The organism is Enterococcus sp. AZ149, from assembly GCF_051714285.1.
GTDB classification, from domain to species: Bacteria; Bacillota; Bacilli; order Lactobacillales; family Enterococcaceae; genus Enterococcus_D; species Enterococcus_D entomosocium.
Genome location: NZ_JBIORO010000001.1, coordinates 633,450 through 657,190 on the forward strand (window position 1 = coordinate 633,450; position 23,741 = coordinate 657,190).

Annotated in this window: 18 protein-coding genes; 15 read left to right on the top strand and 3 right to left on the bottom strand. The window is 42.6% G+C overall.

The features are described from left to right. The first annotated feature begins 9 nt into the window (after positions 1-9). Both IGI94_RS02925 and IGI94_RS02930 read left to right on the top strand, forming a co-directional pair. The gene (locus IGI94_RS02925; protein ID WP_438899408.1) at positions 10-1,470 is read left to right on the top strand and encodes a helix-turn-helix domain-containing protein; all 1,461 of its coding nucleotides are present in this window, start codon (positions 10-12) and stop codon (positions 1,468-1,470) included. Positions 1,471-1,523: 53 nt separating this feature from the next. Further along, positions 1,524-1,886: a DUF7006 family protein gene (locus IGI94_RS02930; protein ID WP_008377996.1), complete on the top strand. Its 363-nt coding sequence runs from the start codon at positions 1,524-1,526 to the stop codon at positions 1,884-1,886. Between the two features lie 116 nt (positions 1,887-2,002). Here the strand turns inward: IGI94_RS02930 and IGI94_RS02935 are convergent, their stop codons facing one another. Beyond that, on the bottom strand, positions 2,003-3,490 hold the full coding sequence (locus tag IGI94_RS02935; RefSeq protein WP_438899409.1) for a helix-turn-helix domain-containing protein: 1,488 nt from the start codon (positions 3,488-3,490) through the stop codon (positions 2,003-2,005). 487 nt (positions 3,491-3,977) lie between these two features. Here IGI94_RS02935 and IGI94_RS02940 point away from each other — a divergent pair, with 487 nt between their 5' ends. The 11 genes from IGI94_RS02940 to IGI94_RS02990 all read left to right on the top strand — a co-directional run bounded on the left by IGI94_RS02940 (position 3,978) and on the right by IGI94_RS02990 (position 18,818). After that, positions 3,978-4,373 (top strand): DUF7006 family protein, encoded by a 396-nt coding sequence (locus IGI94_RS02940; protein ID WP_008377999.1) that lies wholly within the window; start codon positions 3,978-3,980, stop codon positions 4,371-4,373. Positions 4,374-4,752: 379 nt separating this feature from the next. Then, positions 4,753-4,968, top strand: coding sequence for a hypothetical protein (locus IGI94_RS02945; RefSeq protein WP_237714952.1), 216 nt, complete (start codon positions 4,753-4,755; stop codon positions 4,966-4,968). A 1,193-nt stretch (positions 4,969-6,161) separates the two neighbouring features. After that, positions 6,162-6,530, top strand: a complete 369-nt coding sequence (locus IGI94_RS02950; protein WP_008378002.1) for an LPXTG cell wall anchor domain-containing protein — start codon at positions 6,162-6,164, stop codon at positions 6,528-6,530. A gap of 12 nt (positions 6,531-6,542) precedes the next feature. Continuing rightward, a complete protein-coding gene (locus tag IGI94_RS02955; protein ID WP_420658057.1) occupies positions 6,543-7,367 on the top strand; it encodes a WxL domain-containing protein in 825 nt (274 codons plus the stop codon). Positions 7,368-7,390: 23 nt separating this feature from the next. Continuing rightward, entirely contained in the window at positions 7,391-8,317 is a 927-nt protein-coding gene (locus IGI94_RS02960; protein ID WP_438899410.1) for a WxL domain-containing protein, read from the top strand. A 92-nt stretch (positions 8,318-8,409) separates the two neighbouring features. Next, complete coding sequence (locus IGI94_RS02965; RefSeq protein WP_438899411.1) at positions 8,410-9,474, top strand: DUF916 and DUF3324 domain-containing protein; 1,065 nt, start codon at positions 8,410-8,412, stop codon at positions 9,472-9,474. A gap of 502 nt (positions 9,475-9,976) precedes the next feature. Continuing rightward, positions 9,977-14,671: a pectate lyase-like adhesive domain-containing protein gene (locus IGI94_RS02970; protein ID WP_438899412.1), complete on the top strand. Its 4,695-nt coding sequence runs from the start codon at positions 9,977-9,979 to the stop codon at positions 14,669-14,671. Between the two features lie 123 nt (positions 14,672-14,794). Beyond that, positions 14,795-16,213 carry an HTH domain-containing protein gene (locus tag IGI94_RS02975; RefSeq protein ID WP_438899413.1) on the top strand — a complete coding sequence of 473 codons (1,419 nt, stop codon included), beginning with the start codon at positions 14,795-14,797 and terminating at the stop codon, positions 16,211-16,213. A 76-nt stretch (positions 16,214-16,289) separates the two neighbouring features. Next, a complete protein-coding gene (lepB, locus tag IGI94_RS02980; RefSeq protein ID WP_438899414.1) occupies positions 16,290-16,769 on the top strand; it encodes a signal peptidase I in 480 nt (159 codons plus the stop codon). Positions 16,770-16,842: 73 nt separating this feature from the next. Next, entirely contained in the window at positions 16,843-17,607 is a 765-nt protein-coding gene (locus tag IGI94_RS02985) for a hypothetical protein (protein ID WP_438899415.1), read from the top strand. 47 nt (positions 17,608-17,654) lie between these two features. After that, a complete protein-coding gene (locus IGI94_RS02990; RefSeq protein ID WP_438899416.1) occupies positions 17,655-18,818 on the top strand; it encodes a hypothetical protein in 1,164 nt (387 codons plus the stop codon). 54 nt (positions 18,819-18,872) lie between these two features. On the opposite strand, the gene IGI94_RS02995 is transcribed toward IGI94_RS02990, so the two are convergent. Continuing rightward, complete coding sequence (locus IGI94_RS02995; protein ID WP_008378019.1) at positions 18,873-19,322, bottom strand: MerR family transcriptional regulator; 450 nt, start codon at positions 19,320-19,322, stop codon at positions 18,873-18,875. Positions 19,323-19,411: 89 nt separating this feature from the next. Here IGI94_RS02995 and IGI94_RS03000 point away from each other — a divergent pair, with 89 nt between their 5' ends. Together IGI94_RS03000 and IGI94_RS03005 are read left to right on the top strand one after the other, a co-directional pair. Further along, positions 19,412-20,461, top strand: a complete 1,050-nt coding sequence (locus IGI94_RS03000; protein WP_438899417.1) for a zinc-dependent alcohol dehydrogenase — start codon at positions 19,412-19,414, stop codon at positions 20,459-20,461. Between the two features lie 428 nt (positions 20,462-20,889). After that, positions 20,890-22,368 (top strand): helix-turn-helix domain-containing protein, encoded by a 1,479-nt coding sequence (locus tag IGI94_RS03005; RefSeq protein WP_438899418.1) that lies wholly within the window; start codon positions 20,890-20,892, stop codon positions 22,366-22,368. A gap of 203 nt (positions 22,369-22,571) precedes the next feature. On the opposite strand, the gene IGI94_RS03010 is transcribed toward IGI94_RS03005, so the two are convergent. Continuing rightward, positions 22,572-23,738: an NAD(P)-dependent malic enzyme gene (locus IGI94_RS03010; RefSeq protein ID WP_438899419.1), complete on the bottom strand. Its 1,167-nt coding sequence runs from the start codon at positions 23,736-23,738 to the stop codon at positions 22,572-22,574. Positions 23,739-23,741 lie beyond the last annotated feature (3 nt).

Sequence of the window (23,741 nt, forward strand, 5' to 3'; positions counted from 1 at the left end):
GGCGAACCTATGAGACAATTCCAATCATCTTTTGTCATTAGTAAAACGACGCTAAGGTGGCTACATTTGCTAGAACATATGGAGCACGCTTCTCATACACCGATCCGTGGGTTGTCAAAAGTGATCAAAAGCTCTAGCCGAACCATCATTGAAGATTTACAAAACATTAAAGAGTATTTCGAAGATGCTATCGAAATGGAAACGTCAAATAGTGGCTATCAGCTACAAGTCATCGATACAGAAAGCTACTTAGAAAAAAAACGGAATTTGATCAGTAACGAGCCGTTGTTTCGCATCTTTGAGAGCATTTTTTTAGGGGAAATATTGACCATCAATGAGTGGTCAGACATTTTGTTTATTTCCCCTGCCACGTTGATGCGGTATTTTCGAAAGATCGACCCAATTTTAGCACAGTACCAACTGACATTAAATAAAACCACCGTTGATCTTATTGGTGAGGAAGTCAATATTCGCCATTTTTTTCTGAACTTTTATTATGAATCCGATAGTACGCCGCATACCGTATTTCCGCCGTTGATCATTCATGAGATCGGTTTAAACTTGAAAAAAGAAGAATTCGATAACAATTTCTCTAATCTTGCCTTTGAGGAAATCAGTTACATGCTTTATATCATTTTAGAGCGAACCTCTCATGGCCATTACGTCACGATCGATCCAGCCATCGTCAAGCAATTTCGTAAAGAGTATTATCTTGAGCTGAAAAAATTAAAGACGATGCTATCGAACCATTTGCAAACGACGATCGCCGAAAAAGAAATCATCTACTTTTATGCGTTATCGATGGGAAAACGGACGGTGTTTGATATTGATATGGAAAGGGACTTTTGCAACAAGTTAGGCAAAGACTCGCAGATCCTGCAACTAACCCAACGTTATCTAAAGGAGGCAGGCGTACCGCCGTATGCGCTGGAATATAGTACGGTTTTGATCCAGTCTTTTTTTGCGACGATCTTACTAAAAAATAAACTTTCACCGGTCTTGAACAAAGTGATTCCCGATTTGATCTCATTTGTAAAAAAACAATTTCCAGAGGAAATGGCACAAAACACAGCGTTCTTACAAAAACAATTCAAACAACTGAAGTGTCTGTCTTTAGACATGATCGTAGATATCAGCGCAGTGTTTACCATTCATATGGACTGTGTGAAAGAATTGTACTGGGGGAAGCCTAAAAAAATTGCGTTCCTGTTAGAAGGGAATCAATTTATCTCGCAACGAATTCAGGTCACTGCTCGTAAGTATCTAGGCAGTTATCAGAAACTCTTTTTTCCGAATGTATTAGATATCAATCCCGGCTATTTTGAGGCGAACCAATTTGATATCGTCGTCACAAATTATAATGAGCATATGTCGAATTTTTCTTGTTCTGGCGTGTATTTATTGTTCAATAAAATCCCGAACTCAACCGATTGGCGCAGACTCATGTCATTGATCGACTTTAAACTTTAACAATGGTCCAGGTGCAAAATAATTCTCAGATGAAAGATAGGAATGATGCAATCATGATGAAAAAAGGACATATGACACCAGAAGCCTATTTAAAAAATTACAGCGAACTTTGTTACTTGCAGGAATTTCCCCTAATCAAACAAGTATGTACAGAGTTGCAAACACGATTCAAAGAAATTTGCTATACCGAGTACGATAATGTGCTACAACAAATGGCGGATTTGCTAGAAATCGATGCCCAACTGCAAATGTTTTTAGATTTTTTCCGACACGACTTTTTTAAAGAAATCGAATTAGCAGAAGAAGAGATCGTCGAAATGATCAAAAAGGACAAAAATGTCTATTACCGACAAATGGCAGGGATCGGCACAAACCAGAAAGCGCCCCATGGCTTGATTTATCTCAGCGAGAAATGAACACTGTGATCGCTGAGATAAATCAGAGTGTCAACCACTCGTTGGGTAAGAATGGTTTTTATAAAATAACACTTCGAAATGCTTTGTGACCGTGATGATTCCATAAGATAGCTGACCTACGCATTGTCCAATACAACCAGACGCAAGATCCGTGGATTGATTTGATTAAGTAATCGATTCCAATCTGTCGCATCTGGAAACGATTTTAGAAGAACGCATTCTACTTCCAGTAAGTATTCTGTCGTATACTCCGAATAATTGGTGACTAATAGATCAATTTGCTTTTCTTTTAAATAGGTTGGAGAGAGTTCACTGGCATTAGGATAATACAATGTATGGAAGCGACCCAAATATTTTCGCACGATACTTTCGGCATATTCACAAACATATTCGTTTCCTTCAAAAATCACGGCGATCGTCCGTTGTGATCCCCAATTTTCTTCTTTGATCGCTTCCATATGAATCGTTAAGCTGGCACAGAAATCGTCAAGATAGGAGGATGAATACAGCTTTTTGACTAGCTTGTGTTTTGCCAAAAATGCATAGTTTCTCTTATATTCGTGGGAAAACTTCTCTTTGACGAATTGCGTAAGATCGTCAATATTGACATTCATGATGGGCGAGAGCATATCGCGTATTTTCACAATCGTAAAAAATGATTCTAACCAGTGTAAATCTTTTTGTTCATCATAGGAATTGCCTTGATTTAGGGCATAGAAATCTTTTGTCACTTGTTGGATCTCAGGCCAGCGATTATACTTTCGGCAAAATTCTTCGATCGAAGGATGATTGATTTTTCGGCGACAGATGAGACAAAGTAACAAATAAATGATTTCGTCCTCTGGCAGATGGTAATGAAAATAGGAATAAAGGATCTCTCTTAACGTATCTGGAGCAATCAATGAATGATAAGCATAAAAGATGTCCTTTAGTTCAGGTGAAAGTTCGACTTGTAACCCTTTCTTGCTGCGTTCCAGTGTAATGTAGAGAATATAGGAAAAGTAAGAAAAAGTAGAAGCCGGTTGCTTTTTTGAATGCAAAAGATTGGTGATCTCAATGACAGCATCTTGGACATCCAGCGATGGGAAGATCGTATTGACATTGATATCTGACTCATAATAAAACAGACAAAAAAAGCGGCGAATATCGATTTCGGAACCTATCAATGTGACAGGGTTTGTTGATAGACGAAGTTTGAAGGGCTTTAATAATTCGTTCATTTTTTTTAAGTAACTGAGCAATGCTTGTTCAGAAAGATTAAGGGTCAAGCTCCAATCCAGAGCAGATTGTAATTCATCAAAAAAAATACTCTCCAAAATCATAAAAAATGGCTCGTCTTTAACTAAATTTTGTTTTTGTTTGATATACCCCTCGGGATTAAGTTCTTCAAATAAATACCCAAACTTAGAGGAATAGATTTCGATCGCATCATTAAAATGTTCGCGAATCATGGCAATATCCGCAATGATCGTACGGGTACTGCTTTTTGTTACTTCTGATAAATCGCCCAATGTTGCAGATGGATTCTTCTCAAATTCATTTAATAATTGCAATCGTCGGATTAAAGAACGATTTTTGATAAATTTTAGCTGAAAATTTTTCATAGTTGCCCCCGTTGAATTTAAAAAAGAATTAAACACATTATAAACAATTGGTTAAAAAACTTCAATTTCTATGTTTAATTTTATTTTATTTGACTAAATATTCGATTTTTATTATTCTGGTGGATGTAAACGGTTGAAACTAATTGATACAATGTAGGTTTTTTCACCGACAGGTGAAAATTGCTATTTTTTTTTAAGGATATTTGACGCTATAGTGAGACCATAGTCCGATGCTTAGGAGTATTTGTTTTTTCTCAAGAGGAAACCTGTGAACTGTTGGTTGGATCAAAAGGGAGAAAATAAACAGTAAATGTAACTAGCAAATGAGTGAATGTGCCATCAATACCTAAAAATGCAGTGTACTTGAGGGGTATCCACGAATGAGAGAGAAAGAAAATAGAAGACATTGATTGGTTGAAGAACATCTACGGTTACCAGAAAGTGTAAACTGGAAACGAACATGCAGATAGATTACGAGGAGGCTAATATGCTGGCAGAAAAGATAGCGGGAGCAGAAGAATATTTGGCGCATTTTCAAACAGAGCTAGAAAAACAAGGGGTGTTACGCTTTTTTCCTAAAATAAATGCCTTTTATCATCGGTTAGCAAAAGAGTTTTTAACGATTTTTCATAGCAAGGAAGAAAACCTGTTTGTTCAGTGGGGCCACTTATTGGCGATTGATGCACAATTGCAAATATTGATGGAAATCAGCAACAATCGCAAAGAGGGATTGCTAGATGACCTTGGGATGAGTGAGGAAGAAGTCATTGAAATGATAGAAAATGACCATAAGTATTTTTACCGTGAGATCACGGGGGCAAAGTTAACGCAAAAACCCAAAATGGGCTTGATTTATTTGAGTGAACACTTAGCGGAGTCCTGAAGTTTTATGTCTAATACGTCGAGTAGACCTGAGAGTTAGGAAAAAAATTGAGATAAATGGGAAACGATGATGTTCAATAGACTATTGGGGAAGTTTTATAGATAGTTTTTTGGAGAAATAAATGGAGAGTAGTAGTGGGGCTAAAAGGATGATTTTCAGGTGGAACGTACCCTTGAGAATGACAGAGAGCAGATGGACTACTCAAACAACGCAGTGGGGAAGGCAATTGGTTGGTCTTCCTTGCTTGAGTAAGAGTTGTTTTTAAGAAACAACAGATTGACCGCTAAAGTCAACGACAAAGACGAATGTTTTTTTCTCTTCATTAAAATAATTACTGTGTAAGACGTGAAAAAAAGCAAAAAGCGCTTGAAGGTAGGACATGAACGGAATGAAACTTTTTATTATTTTTGCCTCCTTGTCGGTAGGCATATCGGTGGCACAATACGGCATGTATGATTTCTTCTCAGCATATCTGCGATCCTTCGCAGCTGGTTTCAATTGGGGCAAACCATTCTTTTGCTTGGCTATTTCTTTCTGCTGGTTATGTATTTTTGGGTCCAGCGTGGCAGAACAAGGAAAGAGAAGCAATCTTTAGGAGAATGATCAAGAATCAAACAGCAATGATCAGCAAAGAAGCGTTTTTTCATAGGAAGAAATCGCTTGTTTGTAAGCAAAAGTATACATAAATAGTACGACCGAGACGAGCCTTTCGCGGGCTCTTACTTAACATAAAAAAATCTGCAGCAAACGTTTGCTTCTTTTGGTGAAACCAAGAAGGGATCGTTTGCTGTTTTTTTGTGCTAACAAATAGGCCTGTTTTCAAATATCCAGTGGAGAGCTTTTTTCAAGGAAATGAAAAATTCTTAAGGGGGAGGCTGGAAGAATCGATTCGTTCTGTAAATAGTAATCAAAAAATGGATGACCGAAGAACTACATACGAGAGAGTCAATAAAATGCTTCATGGAGGAATGGCTGATTTAACCAAGCGGCATTTCAAGGGAGTACCGAAGGATATTAGATAGAGAAGATAAAGCAATGGACAGAGACGCCAAAGTTTTTAGCGCTGCAATAGCTATTGGAGTATGCGTTGGTTTGGCTGCATCTGTATTGGCAACAACAGAGTACCGGGAAAGGGCTGGATAAGTGAAAATGAATGGGAAAGGTGGCGGTCCGAAAGAAGAACCATAGCTGATGATCCGCCAATCGTCGAGGAACCACCCAACTGTTTTCCGTGGAGAAATACCAAACGAGCAGGAGATGACCACTGACAGGCATGCTTCATGTTCTTGTCAGTTTAGTGATTCTAAGAAAAACAACATAAAAGAAAGAATACCTGACAAACGTAGCTTGGGGGATCAGATGAAAAGAGAGGAACGTTCTTAATAAGGATAGTCCCCCCCCTCTTTTTTTACCGTTATTTTATTGTGGCTTTTATAGAATGGAGAACTGCAAGTGCTTTGGAGATTGATATATGATTTTTCTATGGTAACAAGCGTTTTGGTGTATGTTAAGGATTTCTCGTTTTAGCCAGATTCTATGGTGAATAATTTATTTAAAACGGGGGTTTGTTTTTTTATTTAGGCATAGATTTCATCAGCCAGTGAATTTATTGATTTTTCCCGCATCACAAAGATAGCTATAATGAAGTATATCGAGGATAAAACCCAGCGTTTTTGGAAGCCAACTGAAACAAAGACCAATCGACTTTGTTCAAGGTTACCGTCTAAGTAAAGGTGTCTAAAAAAGGGTGGTTTTTAGGCTTGATGATGTCAAAAAGGGGGAGGGAGAATGAAAAGAGCGAGGGGGAATTTTTGGGTCAAACTGATGATCTTCGCTGCTTTTTTTCAAGTGATCAGTGCTTCGACGATTTTAGTTTCGGCACAAGAGGAGCGTTCCGTCGATACAGAAGGCTCAGTCCAGTTCACGGGTGTCTATGAACCAGACAAACCAGAACCTTCACCACCGACCGGACCGACACAACCTGGCGGGGATGGGGGACGTTTGCCGCAGACGAATACCCGAAAAAGTTCCAGTGCCACGGCACTCGGATCATTGCTGCTATTGATCGCTGGCTATTCAACAGTGAAGAAGACACGCAGGTACCAAAAAGAACGAACAACCTCAAGAACACAAGAAAAGTTGAGTAATAGAGAATAAGGGAATGATCTTATGAGATTTTTGCGATTTGCAACGAGCACCGTACTTGCCGCAACCCTTTTGACTGGTGGGATCCAAGGGACCGCCGCTGAAGTAAGAGTCGCTGAAACCGATGGGCAAGTAAGTTTTGTGCCCAATGATCGAGAACCGACGGAAGTGTTACCGCCTGATCCAGGACCCGATGGCCCCGATGTGGAGATACCGCCGATCGGACCAGATGGACAAACAGGACCATTGACGATCGCTTATGCGCCGACTTTGGATTTTGGTACCCAAGAAATCTCCAACCGAGATGCCGTCTATTCGATGGTGGCAGAAAAGCAACAATTAGCGGATACCCAAGGGGAAGAAAACCAAGTACCGTATGTTTCCTTCGCCCAAGTACAAGATACCCGTGGGTCAAATGCTGGCTGGCGTTTGACTGTAGCACTAAGTGCGTTTGAATCAGGGACGCAACACAACGAACTGCGAGGGGCACAAATCATCTTTGCCTCACGAGAAGTTGACTACAATAGCCACAACCAAGAAAACGCACCGGCCGCACATGAAGCCGGCTTGCGTTTGGATGCCAATGGTTCAGCACAAGCTGTTCTGACTGCTGATGCCGGCAAAGGGGCAGGCACTTCATCCGTCGTTTGGGGCTACCAAGATGAGTTGAATGCGCAGGTCCAAGCCCAGGCGCCGGTGGTTCGCAATGAGGCGATCCAATTGTTCGTCCCGGGAGCGACTGCTAAAGATGCAGCCTTGTATGTGGCGACTTTGACGTGGCAATTGACGACCACTACCTCGCAATCAGGAGAAACAGTTCCAACGGCGCAAGCCGATGAAACAAACTAAAAGAAAAGAAAGAAGGAATAAAAATGAAATGGATTCGCTTAGCAACAGTCGCAACACTGACCTCTACAATCTTCGCAGGCGGTGTACAAGCAGTAGCAAATGATGAACCCACACCGAACCAAGAGCCGAGTGGAGAAAGACGTCGTCAGAATACAGAAAATAATATTGAGTTCCGAGCTGGTGATGGGGAGAGCGTAGAGGTCGTTCCTCCTGTACCGTATCCACCAGTAACAATCGTTGATCCAGATCCACCAACCGGACCGTTAACGATTGCCCATGTACCGAAAAAATTTGATTTTGGCATACAAAGAATTTCAACTACTAATGAATTTTATCCAATAATCGCTGAACAAGAAAAGCTTGTCACCGGTGATGATGAGGGGGAGGAAATCTCAAGAGATAATGGCGAAGAGGTAAGAGTACCATTTGTATCCTTTGCACAAATCGTTGATACTCGCGGATTAATTGATTCACAGTGGGAACTGAATCTTGATTTAACAGAGTTTACTACATCAAGCGGGAGTAATTTGAGAGGGGCTTATTTAGAACTCCTTGAACCAACTATTGTTCACAATGGGGCTACTGAGGAAGAGCTGCAGGCACTGCCTGATGACCATGAGGATAAGGATTATTTACTGCAATTACTTCCTAATGCCTTTACCACACCAAACGAATTAGGAAACCAGAGTTTGATTATCCCTGCAAACTCGACCAACGTTCCAGTGATGTCTGCTACCGAAGGTCAAGGGCAAGGTACATCGTCTATTTATTGGGGAGATCAAGAGGAATTGACTGCTGCTCATGAGGCAGGAACAGATCCAGTTTTGAATCAAGCTATTCGCCTGCATATCCCGGGAACGGCTACACCACAAGCTGCTGAATATACGGCAACACTAACTTGGCATTTAACAAGTGCGACGGATGGAAATGGCGAAACAGTACCAGACTAAGACGACTAATCTTCAAAGCAACGCAACAATAATGTGAAACAACTGGCAGGAGTAGACCGTTATTCCTGCCTTTTTTGGAAGGAGAAACAACAGTGATTGAACAACCAACAAACCAACGCTGGCTGCGGCTTTTGACTGCAATGATCGTGCTATGCTCATTGATTGCTTGGCCGACACCAGTACGAGCAAATGATGACATTGAATCAGAGTTGAATTTTTTTGTAACCCCGATATTCCCTGACAGTCAGATCGAAGGCGGTGCTAGCGGTTATTTTGATCTGAATTTAGGCGCAGGGGAACAAGAGGAATTGCAGTTACGCATCCAAAATACATCGGAAGAAACCATTGATGTCGAAGTATCGGCTCATACTGCCTTCACCAACGTCAACGGAGTAGTAGAATACGGTCGTGATGCCGAAGCTCCTGACCCGACATTGCCTGCCTCGATTGCCGAATTGATTGAAACACCTGGGGTCATCACCTTAGAAGCACAAGAAGAACGGATCCTTACACTGCCTCTGACGATGCCTGAGGAAGAATTTGAAGGGATTTTGGCTGGGTCGATTCGGGTAGAAGAGGTCCGCGATGCTGGGGCAGCAGAGTCGGAAACAGAAGGCATCGGGATTCGTAATGAGTTTGCCTTTATTTTAGGAGTCGTCGTAAGCAATAACCGCTCGTCAACGGATCCGGGACTTGAATTGCTGGACGTTTTTGCCAGTCAAGTCAATTATCGGAACGTGATCAGTGCCAAGATTCAAAATTATACACCGACTTTCGTCAACCACATAGAAATTGATGCCGAGGTTCGTGCCAGCGGTAGCGACACCGTCTTGTATGAAACACAGCGCACAAGTATGCAGATGGCACCAAATTCGCAGATGGATTTTCCGATCCCTCTAAATGGCGAGCGTTTCCGTCCGGGAGACTATGTCCTGACTCTGACGGCCCGTTCACAAGGAGAGGAATGGCATTGGGAAGAGCCCTTCACGATTGCGGCTGCTGATGCGAGACGTTTAAATGAGGAAGACGTGACATTGGAACCAGAAACCAATTGGTGGCTGATTGGCGGAATCGCCGCACTTGTTTTGTTATTGATCATCGTTGTTGTTTTAATCATTAACAAGAAAAAAAAGGCTAATGAAAATAGTGAGCAATAGAAGGAACACACAGAAAAACTAGCTGTCATAAAAGCATGCTATTTAATTTCTGGACTTGCTTAATCGAGCTTGTTTTACTTCATGATTACAGACCACGTGACAGCCCCGATGTTCGGCTGTTCTTCTTTATAGTGTCTGTCGAGAAGAAATAGCGCTGTTGGTGCTTATTCCTTGCAAAATAAAACATGCAAATGGAAAAGCTATACATTTTACTACTATTGTTGAAAATGAGCCAATGAACGCGCTCTTATCATCGGTAAATAGAACCGGTAAGAAGACTGAAAGAGAGGAGAGATAGGTCAACTATTGACCTTCTTTCCTTTTGACTTGATTCTTCGATTACATGACGCAGCATATGTCAGGAACCATATAGGGACAATCGATTCATGTGGTTAGTTGCTTTTTTGAACTTTTTTCTATTGATTTGTCCATAATATTTGTATTTAAGAAAGTAGAGAATATGTAAATGAAAAAGAAAACACTTAAATTAGTGCTTTCAATCATGATTGGACTGTTCAGTATTCAAATGTTTTTTCCGTCTCTTAAAGCGTTCTTTTTTGAGCCACTTCATGCGTGGCAAGGGGGAGAAGACACGTTAGCAGATGAAATTGAGAGACGTTCTTCTGAAACTGAGCCCAGCTTTCAATTTTCAGAAACAATGATCGACGGGATTGTTGGGGAAGAAATCACAATCGATTTGGTAACAGATGAACCTGTCCAAGAAATCATGATTGTCCTACCTTCTGAAGCTAGTATCTCAACGGATAATCTTTCAGAAGGAACCGATGTATTTGAGAAAGAAGAAAACTACTGGCAGATTGTCACAGATAAGGAACAAAACTACTTTACCCTGATACTTCTGTTTGGAAAGGCGGGGACTTATGAACTTCACGATACATCTGAGGGATTATCTGTAGTCATTGAAGAAATGGTTGATGGTCAAGCTGATGCGGCGAATATAGATGCTCTTGATCTAATGAACTCAAGCGAGACCGCAGAGGTTGCGAACTGGCAGGAGTTTGTGAATGCGATGACCGATCGAACGATCAACCATATTTATCTAACAGATAGCTTTGAATCTAGTGATAATCCTTCAGCAGGCATAAGTGGACTTAATAGTAACTCGTCTACTACGAATCCATCCGCATCCATTTCTTATTTGTGGATCAATGCACAAGCCTCCTCTCGAACACTAATTGTCGATGGAAATGACCATCACATTGATTTTCGTTCTGTCGCGTTAGGATTTGATGATGTATCGGTTAACGCTGCATCGCCATGGAACATCACGTTTCAAAATGTGGATATTTACCATGGGAGTGAACTGGGGCCGGTTACCTATACTAATCTGAATCCTACAAATCAATCACAAGCAAGGTTGCGTTACCACAATATGAACAATGTGGGAAATCAACTGCTGTATGGGCTGTCGTCAACATTGATTTTATCCGGGAATGTGACGTCACTTCAAACCCCTTCCTATAACCTAGGGAATCGAGTCCAAACGATTTCAGCTGGCACGATACATGCAAATTTTGAAATCAATCAGTTAGAGATTGATGCTGGTGCAACAGTGAAACTGTCGACGATCAGCTCCGGTAATATTGATTTTCATGGGTCAAATCAGCGGCTAGTAATAGGAGATGGGGCGAAGTTGACCCTGACAGCGAATGGCACTGATGGGGAAGCGCAAGGTGCCAATATTTTGTTTCGATCAGCAGGGAATCTAACGGTTGGCAAAAAAGCTGAACTTCATTTAAATACGCAAAGAAATTCACCCGCAATTTCGACGATTATGGGAATTATCAATGAAACCAACATCACTTTGTTAGAGGACAGTACAGTTTCTATTAAGAACGATGGTCGTACGACTTTCGGTGCAGGAGATGGTCAGAATATTATTATGATGCCTTGGGGTGGGGGAACCATCGACTTAGGCGCACGCAGTACCCTTAGAATTGACGCAACCAATCAAGGAATTTCCGATAGCGACGTGATTCACTTTTGGCGAGGTGGAACAATTAATGTAGGGAAAGACGCTACGTTAGATATTCGCTCTGATAGTACTTCTCCGACACAATACTTGATTGCTTCGACAAATGCCTTGGCGACTGATCCGCTTAATATTCATTTTTCAGATGCCAAAAAAGTCAATTTGCAACGAACGAGATCAATTTCAAGTATCTTGCCAACGACTGGGCTTATCAATGCCCCGTTACTCAATAGTATTCGATTGACTACTGGCGCTCAATCGATTCAGCAGTGGAATCATGGTAATCTAGAAGGGCAGTCTACTCACAATTGGCAGTCTATTTTCGATTTGGGTATCACCTATTATTTTACGACCCCAACGATTACCAGTGTCTCTTCTATCTCTGAGGAGATAAGGAATCATTTCAGAAGCAATTTCACTACTCGATCTCAGCGAATACTCTTTGAAGCAATTTCAGATGTTGACTTAACGATCAACGCCCTCACCAGTGATCCCACGAAAGAAAATTCCTATCGGATTACGGGAACGGCAAGTCCGCATAGTTTGATTCGTTTTTCAGGCGATCCTGTGATTCCAGAAGGCAATATTGACGCCCCGCCTACAAGCGGTGAATCGGATTTCTATGTCCGAAACGAAAAGTTTCATGTGCAAGCAGATAAGGATGGAAGGTATTCCTATGAGTTACCGGAAGGGGAGCATTTTACGCCACACAGGCAAGTTGCTGCTTATGCGTTTTTGAATGGGAAATCGAATCGAGCCAAAACAACGGTAGAAGGTGACGAAGCGGATCGAGATTTAGGAAATATTGACTTGATCGAAGGCGAAGTCGTCAGAAAAGATGTGTCCAATTGGCAGGAGTTTGTACGAGCGATTGCCGATCCAACGATTAATGTTATCGATATTACAGCTGACTTTGAATCTTCGAATAATCCTTCAGCAGGGTTAGAGGATTTGCTTCATATGGAGACCTCTTTCACTACGAATCCCAATGGAGCTAATTCACTCATCGAAATCAATGCCCCTAGAATTTCTAGAAGACTGATTATCGACGGACATTGGAATCAAATTGATTTTCGAGCAGTCTCTATCATACTTCTTGATAATACAGTAGCCCCTGGTACACCTTGGGACATTACGTTTCAGAATATTGAAACCTATCACGGGAATTGGCGAGGACCACTTACATTTTTGGGATTAAGTGAAGAGAATCACCGTCGTTCAATAATGCGGTACCACAATGTCGAAAGCGTTGGCAATCAGTTGTTGTATTCAATATTTACTCACGCCATTCTATCAGGACATGTTTTCAATCATCAAATTCCAACGTATCGTTCAGATTTTAGGGTTCAAGATCTTTACGTTACTGATCAAGCAAATTTTGAAACTCGTTTATTTGAGTTAGATGATAGGGCAGAAGTTGCACTCTCAAGTATTAGAGGAGGGAATTTGTATTCACATGCGTTCAATTCACAAGTCATTCTTGGAAAACACTCCACACTGACACTTAATGCTAATGGAGCTGATGGAAAAGCATATGGGTCAAATATTTACTTTTCTGCTGATAACGGGAACATAAATGTAGGAGAACATGCGACTCTCAACATAGAGACGCAGCAAAGCAATCCTGCTATGTCAGCATCGATTACACATCTTCAAGGGTATCAGCTTAACCTTGAAAAAGATAGCACGGTGACTATTACGAGTGCGGGGCGCGTGTCTGGAGGAAATGGACAAGCGCGTAACACGATGTTTTTCCCTGGCAATAGTCAGATAAATCTTAATGAGCGGAGTACGTTAAAGATTGAAGCTATTGATCAAGGGAATGCAGATACCGACATTATTCATTTTAACTCGCAAACGGTAATTATGCAGGCGGAAATCAATGTTGGAAAAGATGCCGTTTTAGACATTCAATCTGATAGCACTTCGGCAGCGCATCGCTTAATTGGATGGACCGGGAGTGGAACAAATGTACGGTTTAACATTGACCAAGCGAAACGAGTTAATTTAGAAAAAACAAGTTCTGTCTCGTCTGGGAGCTTGTTGAATATGCACGCTCCGAGTGCATTGATTGCCACTTCGCAATCTGTCCGCCAATGGCGCTATCAAAATACGAGTGAAGACGCGCCTGAGTTTTATTGGACACCAATTTATCAAGCGCAGGTGAATTATACGAGTTTAATCCATAACGTTCATAATGTTGTTTCTATGGATCAAGCGACCAGCACGCACTTTTCGAGTAATTTTAGCTCGAATACCCAACGTTTGCTTTTCGGTACATTGAATGATTATGAAGTGGAAGTGCGTATCCATCAACTATCGGATGACCCCACCCAAGAGAACTCTAAGGTGATTACCGGAGAGGCATCACCTCTTAGTTATATCCGCTTTGATCGGGATATGGGGCATCTGCCATCTCCTGATATCGAAGTTGTAACAGGAACAAATGAACAAGAGCATTTTCACGTCCAAACGGATGAAAGTGGCTGGTACCGTTACGAATTACCTGAAAGTGATCGTTTTATTCGCAATGAAATCGTAGCTGCTTATGCTTTCTTGAACGGTAGTCGAGCGAGTGACGCGACTCAGGTTTTATCTGGTGGAGCTGTTTCTCCGAAAGACCCACTTGCGCCTGATCAAGAAGTCGATCCAGAAAATCCCCCTCAACTTCCTGAAAATCAAGGGTTTTTTAGTATCGATTTTATTTCACAATTCGATTTTGGACAAGTACCTATTCGTTCGAGTGAGACTCGATACCCAGCGAATCCTCAACGATTACTCAATGCGTCAGAAGATTCTTTGGCAGGTTTACGACCGAATTATGTTCAGATTTCCGATCGTCGTAATACGTTCACTGGATGGCGCTTGACGGCAAGGTTGGGAGATTATGGATTTGTGAGCGAGGACGATACTCATCGTTTAAGGGGTGCTAGCGTACACTTGGAAAATATTGAAATGGTGACAGCTCAAAACCTCGCAGAAAAAAATTATCCTGAATATGAGTCATTCTTAGAATTACCTCCGGGTCAGACAGTACTTTTGGCAACAGCGGCTAAAGGTAGTGGAGACGGTACTTGGATTCAACGATATGGAAATAGTGAGACCAAGGCGGAAAGTGTCTTTTTACATATTCCGATAGGTGCGACGCCGCAAGCAATGAATTATCAAGCAACGATCCACTGGGAACTAAGTGTTGTCCCGTAAATAGAATAGATATATATTAGCTTGTCAAAGCAAAGACAGGAGTATATTGAATAAGAAGCAAGCAGAAGCTGCTGGAAGTCGCCTGCAGCTTCTCTTCTTTCGAATGTGTGGGGAGGTGAAACGATGAGAAACAAGCCGTCTTTATTGATGAACAGTTTATTTTCAATGACGTGCAAGCGGCAATTGACGATTTTGCGGCAGTTGGAATGTTGCGGTCCTTTAAGTGGACAACAGCTGGCACATGCTTGCGGCGCTTCTCGGCGGACGATTATTTCAGACATTGAGGAACTGCGCCAACTCTTTGGGGCTTCGACGATCCTCGCATCTGCCAGCAATGGTTATGAATTGATGATCCAAGAATTGGCAGAGTATCAGGAAAAAAAGCGAGCATTGTTGGCGGATGACCCGAATCTGTTGTTTCTGCATTTCTTGTGTCAGCAAGAAACGGCGATACCGGAAAAACTTGTTGCGATCACCGGATTAGGCAATCAAACCTTTTTGAAACAATGTCGTCAGCTTCAGACCTTGTTCGCTGCTTATGAACTGACCTTGAATAAAAAGCAGTGGTGTCTAGAAGGGGCAGAAGGAAACATACGGTATTTTTATAAAGCCTTTTATTTTGAAGAAGAGGAACAGCCCTACCAAATCTTTGAGCAGCTGGCTGAAACGTTGACAGTGCGGTATCGTCCGTCCTTGCCGATCGATCCAGTGGTTTCGTTGCAGTGGACGAAGGTCTTTCTTTTACGGGCGCAACAAGGTGGACGCTTGGAAGAAAATTGGGAAATGGCTGACTTTTGTCGGTTGTTTCTAGAAAAAACGGGTTTTGTCATCGAAGGCTTGGAGGTCTGCAGGTCCTTGTCGCAGCAAGAACGGTGTGTCCTATTGTTTTTGATGATGGCAGATGAAGGGGTACTTTCGTTTTTATTGAAACATCCGTGGGTCGAAGAAACGGTGCCCTTTGATCCAATCGATAGCTTGCGAGAGACGTTTCCTAAGCAAGCAGAGACATTGAGAGAAGATCGCGTATTCGTGCAAGTGACGTTAGCAGTCATGTTACTGGATCGGCTCTTCCATGTGCCACCTCCTTTGCTGCGGGATCGTCGAAAGCCAGAAGTGTCTGGTATTGGAAAGACGAAGGCACTTTCTAGCGCTGCTTCTCACTATTTGCTGACAATAGGCGAGTCCTATCTAAAGAAGCAGCAGTTAAAAAACAACCAGCTGATGATCACCTATCATTTGTGTGGAAATGAGAAAATCAAAGGCTGGATCAAACAACGTCTGAGTGATTGGCTGGCTGCCCAAGGAGTGGATGTCGTCGTCGAGACTACGAGTGAGCTGTCGATTTTCACCGCCCGCCAGGTGGTAGTCACTGATCAACCGCTCTTTTTGCTGGAATTGGAACAGCCCATCTATCGGTTGGAACGACCGATTGAGCCAAATTCCATTGAACGTCTCGGCAAGGCGATTTTAGCCGATTTTCTTGGTCAATGTAAAGGCTCTGTTCCTAGTGAAGAGCTTCAAGCAGCGTCTGCCTCTCGCTAAAAACGGTAGAGCCAACGGTAGAATCAGTCAAACGCTACGTACGACGTAAAATTATGGTAGAGGAGCAACAGGTATCATGGGTCGATTCCAAAAGCAATTGGTACTTCGTGTGTTGGGGATAGGTTGTCTGCTACTGCTGCTGTTCTATTTCTTTTCAAACTACAAAATGGCTCGTGTCAGCGGTGATTCGATGGCCCCCATTATTCAAAACAACGAGTTAGTCGTTATTCAAAAGAATCAGTTGCCGCATCGTTATGATCTCGTCGCTTTTGAGCATGAAGGGCTGCTGATCGTAAAACGAGTGATCGGGGTTCCTGGGGATTCCTATGCGCGCAGTGGCAATCGTTTGCTATTGGGGGCATCAGGGTCCTATTATGATTTTTCCTATACCTTTACACTGACGCAAGAAACGGCGAGGGAATTGCCGGTCGGAGGCATCTTGCAGCCAGGCGAGTATTTCGTCGTTGGGGATGCGATCATGCACTCGATCGATAGTCGTGAATTTGGTATGGTGACGAGCGAGGCCCTTCGTGGGGTCGTCTTGAATTTCTTTTAAGGATTCAACGAGGTCAGTCAGCGTGTCTGTTTGAAAATCGAGGCTCAATTATGGACAAAAGATGGAAAGGGGGATGTCCGTGAAGATTGTTTATGTCAGCATACTGCTGCTTTGTTTTGTGGCGATCGGGGTGCTTGCTCAACGGGGATACCTCGAAATCTTTGTTCGAAGACTTGAGCGACGAACAAAGATGACGGAGTTGGAAAAAAGAAAACTGGCTTTTTTTAAGCATAAGATTCGTAATGAACATCCGTTAGCGTTGCTGATGGTGAGTGGTCTGTTTCTTATGAGTTTGCTGCTTTTGACTTTTACTCAAGTTTCCATACATGCGCAAAGCCGTAGGGTAGCAGAGGAAAGGGAGCAGATGAAACAGGAAATCTTACATTTACAAAAAGAACAGATTGAAGGGAAGCAACGACCGTTATCGGTGTACCCGTCTGCAGGTCTCCCTTTTGAAAATCTTGCTTGGCAGACGCTGCTGATGGCGGATGATCGAGAAGCGCGTTTTCAGCTAGAAGAAGAATTTGGGACGCAAGTGACGCCTTTTTTAGGACCGACAGTCGTGCTGATCCATATTGACCAACCGCTGCAAGAAATCACCCTAACGAGTTCAAGTCATTTGAACTCTTCTGCGGACTTTCCTGCTTGGGAAGCTAATTTGCAGCGAATCATCGATGATCTATCGCAGGCGCAAGGCGTGAAACGGTGCCATTTCGTGTTGCAAGTAGCAGATACGCCCGATACGTCATTTGAACAAACGATCGTCCGCAATGCACAGGGACAGTGGCAAGTACTCAACCGAAAAGAGCTTGTCCAAGCTTCAGACACGGGAACTTAGAATGAAACAATCAAAAGAGTTATTGACGAAAGGGAGGGATTCAAGGGATGAGTAAGAAGAAGGGACGTGGGTGGTTTTCTGCTCAGACGCTATTCGACGAAATGAACCAAGTGTCATTGAAAGAATTAAAAGGATTTGAAGAAACGTATGAGAAAGAAAACAGAACCGCTGAGACAGCTGTTGCCAATGGACCGGCGAAAGAAGCCTTCGCCGATACCGCAAAAAAGAAAGCTACTAGCAATGATCAAGAAATGACGGGTACCAGTAGTAAACCCCAAAAAGGCAAAAAACAAGGGCAACGAAGTGGACAGGCGCCGGCACCGTCTCCTTCAGTACAAGCGGAACTAGAGGAACGATTTGAGCCAGAAGGATCGCCTAAGCACTCGACGCAACCCTGGTCCTCAGAAACTGGCATGCCACATCCAGTAAGCAGTAAAGGGAAGAGAAAGCGTAAAAGCACCAAAAAGCGTAATGAAACTGTCAATGCGCCCTTGCCTAGCTATCAAGAAAAACGCTCTTTTGAAGCGTTTACCGAGGAAGCGAACGAGGAGCAGATGGAGCTGGCGCCTGTCTCACCAGCAGATATGAGCTTTGAACAAACCCATCAAGAGTTAGTGTTGGCACGAACGAGAATCACAGAACTTGAAAAGCGGCTCCATGCAGAAACCTTGCATCGCTCACAGTCGGATATCCAGCAAGTGAAAGAAAAAGCGATTTTTGAACGCTTGGATTGGGCAAGAGAAAAACAATGGTATGAAAGCAAAGCCCAAGAACAAAAACAGCTGCTGCTCCAAAAAGAAGAGGTCATCACAAATTTGGCGAACCAACTCGCTGAAAAAGAAGCACAGCTGGAGGAGCAGGCTCGAGGCCCTCAGGAAGAAGAAGCCGCTGCGCTTCGCAAAGCGGTCAATGAGCTGCAAAAAGAAAACCAAGAGTTACAAAAAGAAAATCAGCAGTTTCAAGCGGAGATGCGAGAGATCTTGCTGTTTGCTAGAAAGAAAGCAGACCGGACACTTGAAGAAGCGCAGGTTGAAGCAGAACGGATGATCTACAACGCTGAAATGCGCTTGAATATCGCCCATCGTACGGCAAAAGAGATCCTTGATGAAGTGAGCGATACGAAAGAGAACATGAATACTCTCTTTGATTATTTGTATGAACAAGTCTATTCACTAGCAGACAAGCAAGTATTTGAAAAGTACCAAGAATAGGTTTGCTTCGGATCACTAGAAGCAGGCAGATAGTCCTGTGAACGTTACATAACGTTAGCGATCTTCGCTTTGGGCGGTGATCGCTTGAAACTTTTCTTTGTTTCTCAACGACATTTTGATTGGGAAATGGATTTGTTCTGTACCGGCTGCGATCGCTGATTCATAATACCAGCACTTATGGTCGATCAACGCCATCGATTGCTGCAAAGCGTCTATCTGCGCTTGCAGCGCTTTTTTTTGTTCAAGAAACATTTTATGGCGTTCTTGCAGCGAGTCATCACCAAGGCGTGTCAATTGTGCATAATCTTTGATCTCTTTAATGGTCATGCCTGTTTCCTTCAGACATTCGATCAATTCCAGCATCTCAATTTCGGTATCTGAAAATAAACGGTAGCCAGATTCTTTGCGCGCTAACGTCGGCAAAAGGCCTTCTTTGTCGTAATAGCGGATGGTTGACGTGGGGATATTTAAGGCTTTCGCAACTTGGGATATCGTATAGGTCATTTTTTTCACTCCTTAACGTTGACTTTAAAGTTAACTTTAATGTTAGTATGACAGTAAGCAAAGGAAAAAGCAATGAGGAGGAAACAGAGATGACAGAAAAAAACATGAAAGCTGCTGTATTAAAAGGACCAGAAACGATCGAGGTCAAACAAGTACCTGTGCCGAAAGTGGAAGAAGGACTGATCGAGATCCAAGTTTCAGCTTGCGGCGTCTGCGGCAGTGACGTGCATATGTGGCAAGCAGGGAAAGGTTGGGGCAAAACAGGGGAGTCCGATTTTATCATGGGTCACGAGTTTTGCGGTGTCGTGACGGATGCAGGCGATAGTTCCTTTAAAATCGGCGATCGCGTCGCTTTTTGGGCCAATCTTTATTGTGGAAAATGTGATATGTGCCAAAAAGGGCAAGAGCATTTGTGTCGGGAAGTAAACGGCACCAATTATATCGGCTTTGTCTGCAATGGCGCCTATGCCGAACGGTTTGTCGGAAAAGCGTCCAATGCTTATAAATTGCCAGATACAGTTTCAGATACAGCAGCTAGCTTGATTGATCCCTTGATGGTTGCCTATCATGCCATCCGTAAATCCAATATTAAGTTAAATGACAAAGTCTTGGTTTCTGGAAGTGGGATCATCGGGCAATTGATTGGCGAATTGGCAAAAAAAGCTGGGGCTTCTTATGTGGCCATGTCCAAAATCAACGATACAAAAATTGAGAAAGCCAAGGAATTGGGAATCTTTGACGATTACTTTGACGCTAAGGATTCAAACCGCGGGGAAGTATTGAAAGACGCGTCTGCTGGTGGGTTCGATTTGATTTTTGAAGCGGTCGGTTCCAGCAGTTCCTTAGCGACATGCATTGAGGCTGCTCGTCCTGGCGCAACGATCGTGGCGATCGGAAATTCCGTTGCTCCCGAAATTCCTTTTTCATTAAATCGGTTGGTCTTGCAAGAAATCAAGCTCATCGGCAGCGTTTCATGCACCCGCCAAGAGTTTGAAGAAACGATCGATTTGATTGCTAGTGGCATGATCGATCCCACAAAATATATCACGGATGAATACCCATTGGAAAAACTGCAAGAGGCGCTAGAACGCCAAACGTTAGAAGATGATCCGTTGGTCAAAGCGGTTATGAGGTTTTAAATCCGATCCAGAGAAGAATGCCAAATGAAAATCGGGCACCGAGTATTGAACAAACATAGAATGATAGCTGATTCTGCTTAACATCTACGAGGTGTTAAGCTTTTTTATTTGAATCTGCAATAGAAAATCTGTTGCGCACAGGCAAAAGGTTGTGTGTATACATGGGTGTCAGCACTTTTCTTATTTGTCGCGTGTCGCAGTGCTATCATTTGATCCAGGAAAAGAATGGTGCTTGCCTTGCTATGGATTGAAAGAAAGCCCGCAGCAAGTTCAAAAAAGCGAAAGCGAACTTTTCTGACAATGGATGTTTCGTGCCACATCTTATGTTTTTAGAAAGAAGTTCATTTGACGTAGCGAAGAAAGGGGTTTCTGTTGTATGGTAGAATGAATAGAGCCAAGTCAGAAAAGGAAATGAGTGAAGAAATGGCATGAGGGAACTTCAGATGTCTTTTATTACAAGTCCGAGTACAAAGCGTTGGATGCAGATATTAACGATTATTGAACGAGAACAAGTTTTTAAAGTTGGGATTCTTTCTGAGCGATTGGCTATTTCTCAGCGGACATTGGTGAAAGACCTACGCTTGATCAAAGAGCATTTTGGCGAATGTATTGAATTGGTATCAGGTAATAGCGGATTTCATTTCGAAGAACGAAATCGTGTTCTCTTTAAAGAAAAAAAAGAGCAGCTATTAAATCAGGAAGTTTTATTTGAAATCATTGGGAACATTTTTTATGGAGAAGTAGTTGATCTGAATGAATTGGCTTATCGATACAATTATGCGGAAACAACATTACGAAGGTTTATTGCACGTGTGCAACCAGCCTTAAAAGAGTATGGACTTTCTCTAAGTTTCACACCGGTTACTTTGGTAGGCGATGAAGCAAATATTCGTAAATTCTTTTTTGATTTTTACTATGTAGGTGAGCCCACCCCCTATACGATCAGACCACCAGAAGGCCTGCATCATGTAATTCTAAAGGGACTTTCTGATAAATTGGGAAAATATGAAGTAGGGACTGGCTTGACGATCTCGGCTTTTTATTCACTGCTGTATATAACGATTGTACGGGCGCAAAAGGAGCACTATGTTTCGATTCCTGACTGGGCAAAAGAGCTTGTCTATCAAGAAAATGATTTTAAATTGCTAGAGATTCTGAAAGAAGTCATTTTCAAAGAGTATGGGGTATCTTTACCCAAAGAAGAACTTGCTTGGCTTCACTACATGATTATATGTACGCGGACAATCAATCAATACGATCGAGAAAAAACTTTTCTAGCTCGATTTAATTTCTGGCCAGAAGTGAAGCCGATCGTAAAAGCGTATTTTGCTGGTGCCGAATTTAAGGGCTGGGATCAGTCACTGCTAGAAGATTATCTAACCTCCTTTCTGGTGTCTAGAAAACTTAATGAAGTGATTTGTCCATCTTTGAACAAGCGACAAGCTGAAGAAGTCGCCTCAATAAAAACATACCATCGAGAGTCTTACTACAAAAATAAAGCATTTTTGGAAAAGTACAAAGAAGAGTTAGCTTTTGCGACAGAATTTATGGAAGATATTGCTATCAGTTTTACAACGGTAAGTGATTTACTACGCGACTATTATCAACCGAAAAAAAATATTTTGTTTCTTATAGAAGGGGACTCAATGGTCGTTCAAATGATTCGACTACAAGCAATTCGGCTCTTTGCAAACAAGTATCAAGTCATTTTTCTTTCATTGCACGAATTAACAGAAGAACGATTAAAAGCGGGCCAGAAGGTTTTGATCGTCACAAATTATCGTCCCTATATCCTGGATTATGGTTTGACGGATGATTATATCTTGTTAAGTAGCATACCAACGAAGAAAGATTGGGAGCGTGTGATTTGTCGATTGTATCCTCAAACTAAAGAGTGCCCTCTGTGAAGTGAACCAAGTGAAGCAATAGTGAATGGGGAGTTAGGGAGTATTTTTTCGGACTGTCTTCTGGGAGGAAACTTTCGATTATCTGTAAAATCCGACACAAAAATGTACCGACTAGTTTTCATAGTCGGTACATTTTTGTAGCTATTTTTCATTTTATTGGTATCAAACAACTAGCGCTGCAGTCACTAATGATACCAATCTATTTAATCTTTTTTTCCCGCATTCTTCACGCTTTCTGCCACGACTTTAGCGACATCAGGCTGAAACGCATCTGGAATGATAGTGGTTGGAGTCAATGCTGATTCGGGGATCAAACTAGCGATCCCTTGTGCTGCTGCGATCTGCATCTCGATCGTGATGTCTCTTGCTCGAGCGTCTAATGCGCCTCGGAAGATTCCCGGAAAGGCCAAGACATTATTGATCTGGTTAGGGAAATCACTGCGACCAGTACCGACGATAAAGGCGCCAGCTGCCAGTGCCTCATCAGGGAAAATCTCTGGCGTTGGATTCGCCATAGCAAAAATCACTGGTTTTTCTGCCATCGTTTTGATCCACTCAGGGTGCAGCACACCGGGAGCTGAAACGCCTACGAAGACATCTGCTCCTTTGAGGGCATCTTCTAGGGTTCCTGTTAGATGTTGACGATTGGTGACTTTGGCAATTTCTGCGTGATGGGGCGCAAGTTCATGGTTCGTTTCTGAAATGATCCCTGCTTTGTCGACAACAGTGATGTGTCTGATGCCAGCAGCCAAAAATTTTCGGGTAATGGCAAGGCCAGCAGAACCACCGCCGTTGATCACGATTTTGACCTCTTCAAAGGATTTGTCGATCAGCTTCAGGCTATTGATCAAAGCGGCTAATACCACGATGGCAGTTCCGTGCTGGTCATCGTGGAACACGGGGATCGGTAATTCTTCAATCAAGCGTCGTTCGATCTCAAAGCAGCGAGGGGCGCTGATATCTTCTAGGTTGATCCCACCAAAGGTTGGTGCGATCGCTTTGATCGTTTGAATGATTTCTTCGGTGTCTTGCGTATCTAGGACGATCGGAATCGAATCGATTCCGGCAAAGCGCTGGAACAAGGCCGCTTTGCCTTCCATGACCGGCATAGCTGCTTTGGCACCGATATTGCCCAAACCTAACACCGCTGAGCCATCGCTGATCACGGCGACAGTATTTTTCTTAGTGGTCAAGGTGTAGGCGAGTTCTTCGTTTTCAGCAATTGCTGATGAAACAGCTGCGACTCCTGGGGTGTAGGCGATACTTAAATCTTCTTTTGAATCAATAGTGACTTTAGAAACGACGGCTAATTTGCCCCCATTTTCCTCGGCTTGTTTCATAGCTGCTTCGTTGACATTCATCGTTGACATTCT

Coding starts and splice junctions, on each gene's coding strand:
- IGI94_RS02975 (WP_438899413.1), top strand. CDS start 14,795: ATGAGAAACAAGCCGTCTTTATTGATGAACAGTTTATTTTCAATGACG.
- IGI94_RS03010 (WP_438899419.1), bottom strand. CDS start 23,738: ATGTCAACGATGAATGTCAACGAAGCAGCTATGAAACAAGCCGAGGAA.
- IGI94_RS02970 (WP_438899412.1), top strand. CDS start 9,977: ATGATTGGACTGTTCAGTATTCAAATGTTTTTTCCGTCTCTTAAAGCG.
- IGI94_RS02955 (WP_420658057.1), top strand. CDS start 6,543: ATGAGATTTTTGCGATTTGCAACGAGCACCGTACTTGCCGCAACCCTT.
- IGI94_RS02935 (WP_438899409.1), bottom strand. CDS start 3,490: ATGAAAAATTTTCAGCTAAAATTTATCAAAAATCGTTCTTTAATCCGA.
- IGI94_RS03000 (WP_438899417.1), top strand. CDS start 19,412: ATGACAGAAAAAAACATGAAAGCTGCTGTATTAAAAGGACCAGAAACG.
- IGI94_RS02940 (WP_008377999.1), top strand. CDS start 3,978: ATGCTGGCAGAAAAGATAGCGGGAGCAGAAGAATATTTGGCGCATTTT.
- IGI94_RS02990 (WP_438899416.1), top strand. CDS start 17,655: ATGAGTAAGAAGAAGGGACGTGGGTGGTTTTCTGCTCAGACGCTATTC.
- IGI94_RS02925 (WP_438899408.1), top strand. CDS start 10: ATGAGACAATTCCAATCATCTTTTGTCATTAGTAAAACGACGCTAAGG.
- IGI94_RS02995 (WP_008378019.1), bottom strand. CDS start 19,322: ATGACCTATACGATATCCCAAGTTGCGAAAGCCTTAAATATCCCCACG.
- IGI94_RS02985 (WP_438899415.1), top strand. CDS start 16,843: ATGTCCGTGAAGATTGTTTATGTCAGCATACTGCTGCTTTGTTTTGTG.
- IGI94_RS03005 (WP_438899418.1), top strand. CDS start 20,890: ATGAGGGAACTTCAGATGTCTTTTATTACAAGTCCGAGTACAAAGCGT.
- IGI94_RS02950 (WP_008378002.1), top strand. CDS start 6,162: ATGAAAAGAGCGAGGGGGAATTTTTGGGTCAAACTGATGATCTTCGCT.
- IGI94_RS02945 (WP_237714952.1), top strand. CDS start 4,753: ATGAACGGAATGAAACTTTTTATTATTTTTGCCTCCTTGTCGGTAGGC.
- IGI94_RS02930 (WP_008377996.1), top strand. CDS start 1,524: ATGATGAAAAAAGGACATATGACACCAGAAGCCTATTTAAAAAATTAC.
- IGI94_RS02960 (WP_438899410.1), top strand. CDS start 7,391: ATGAAATGGATTCGCTTAGCAACAGTCGCAACACTGACCTCTACAATC.
- lepB (WP_438899414.1), top strand. CDS start 16,290: ATGGGTCGATTCCAAAAGCAATTGGTACTTCGTGTGTTGGGGATAGGT.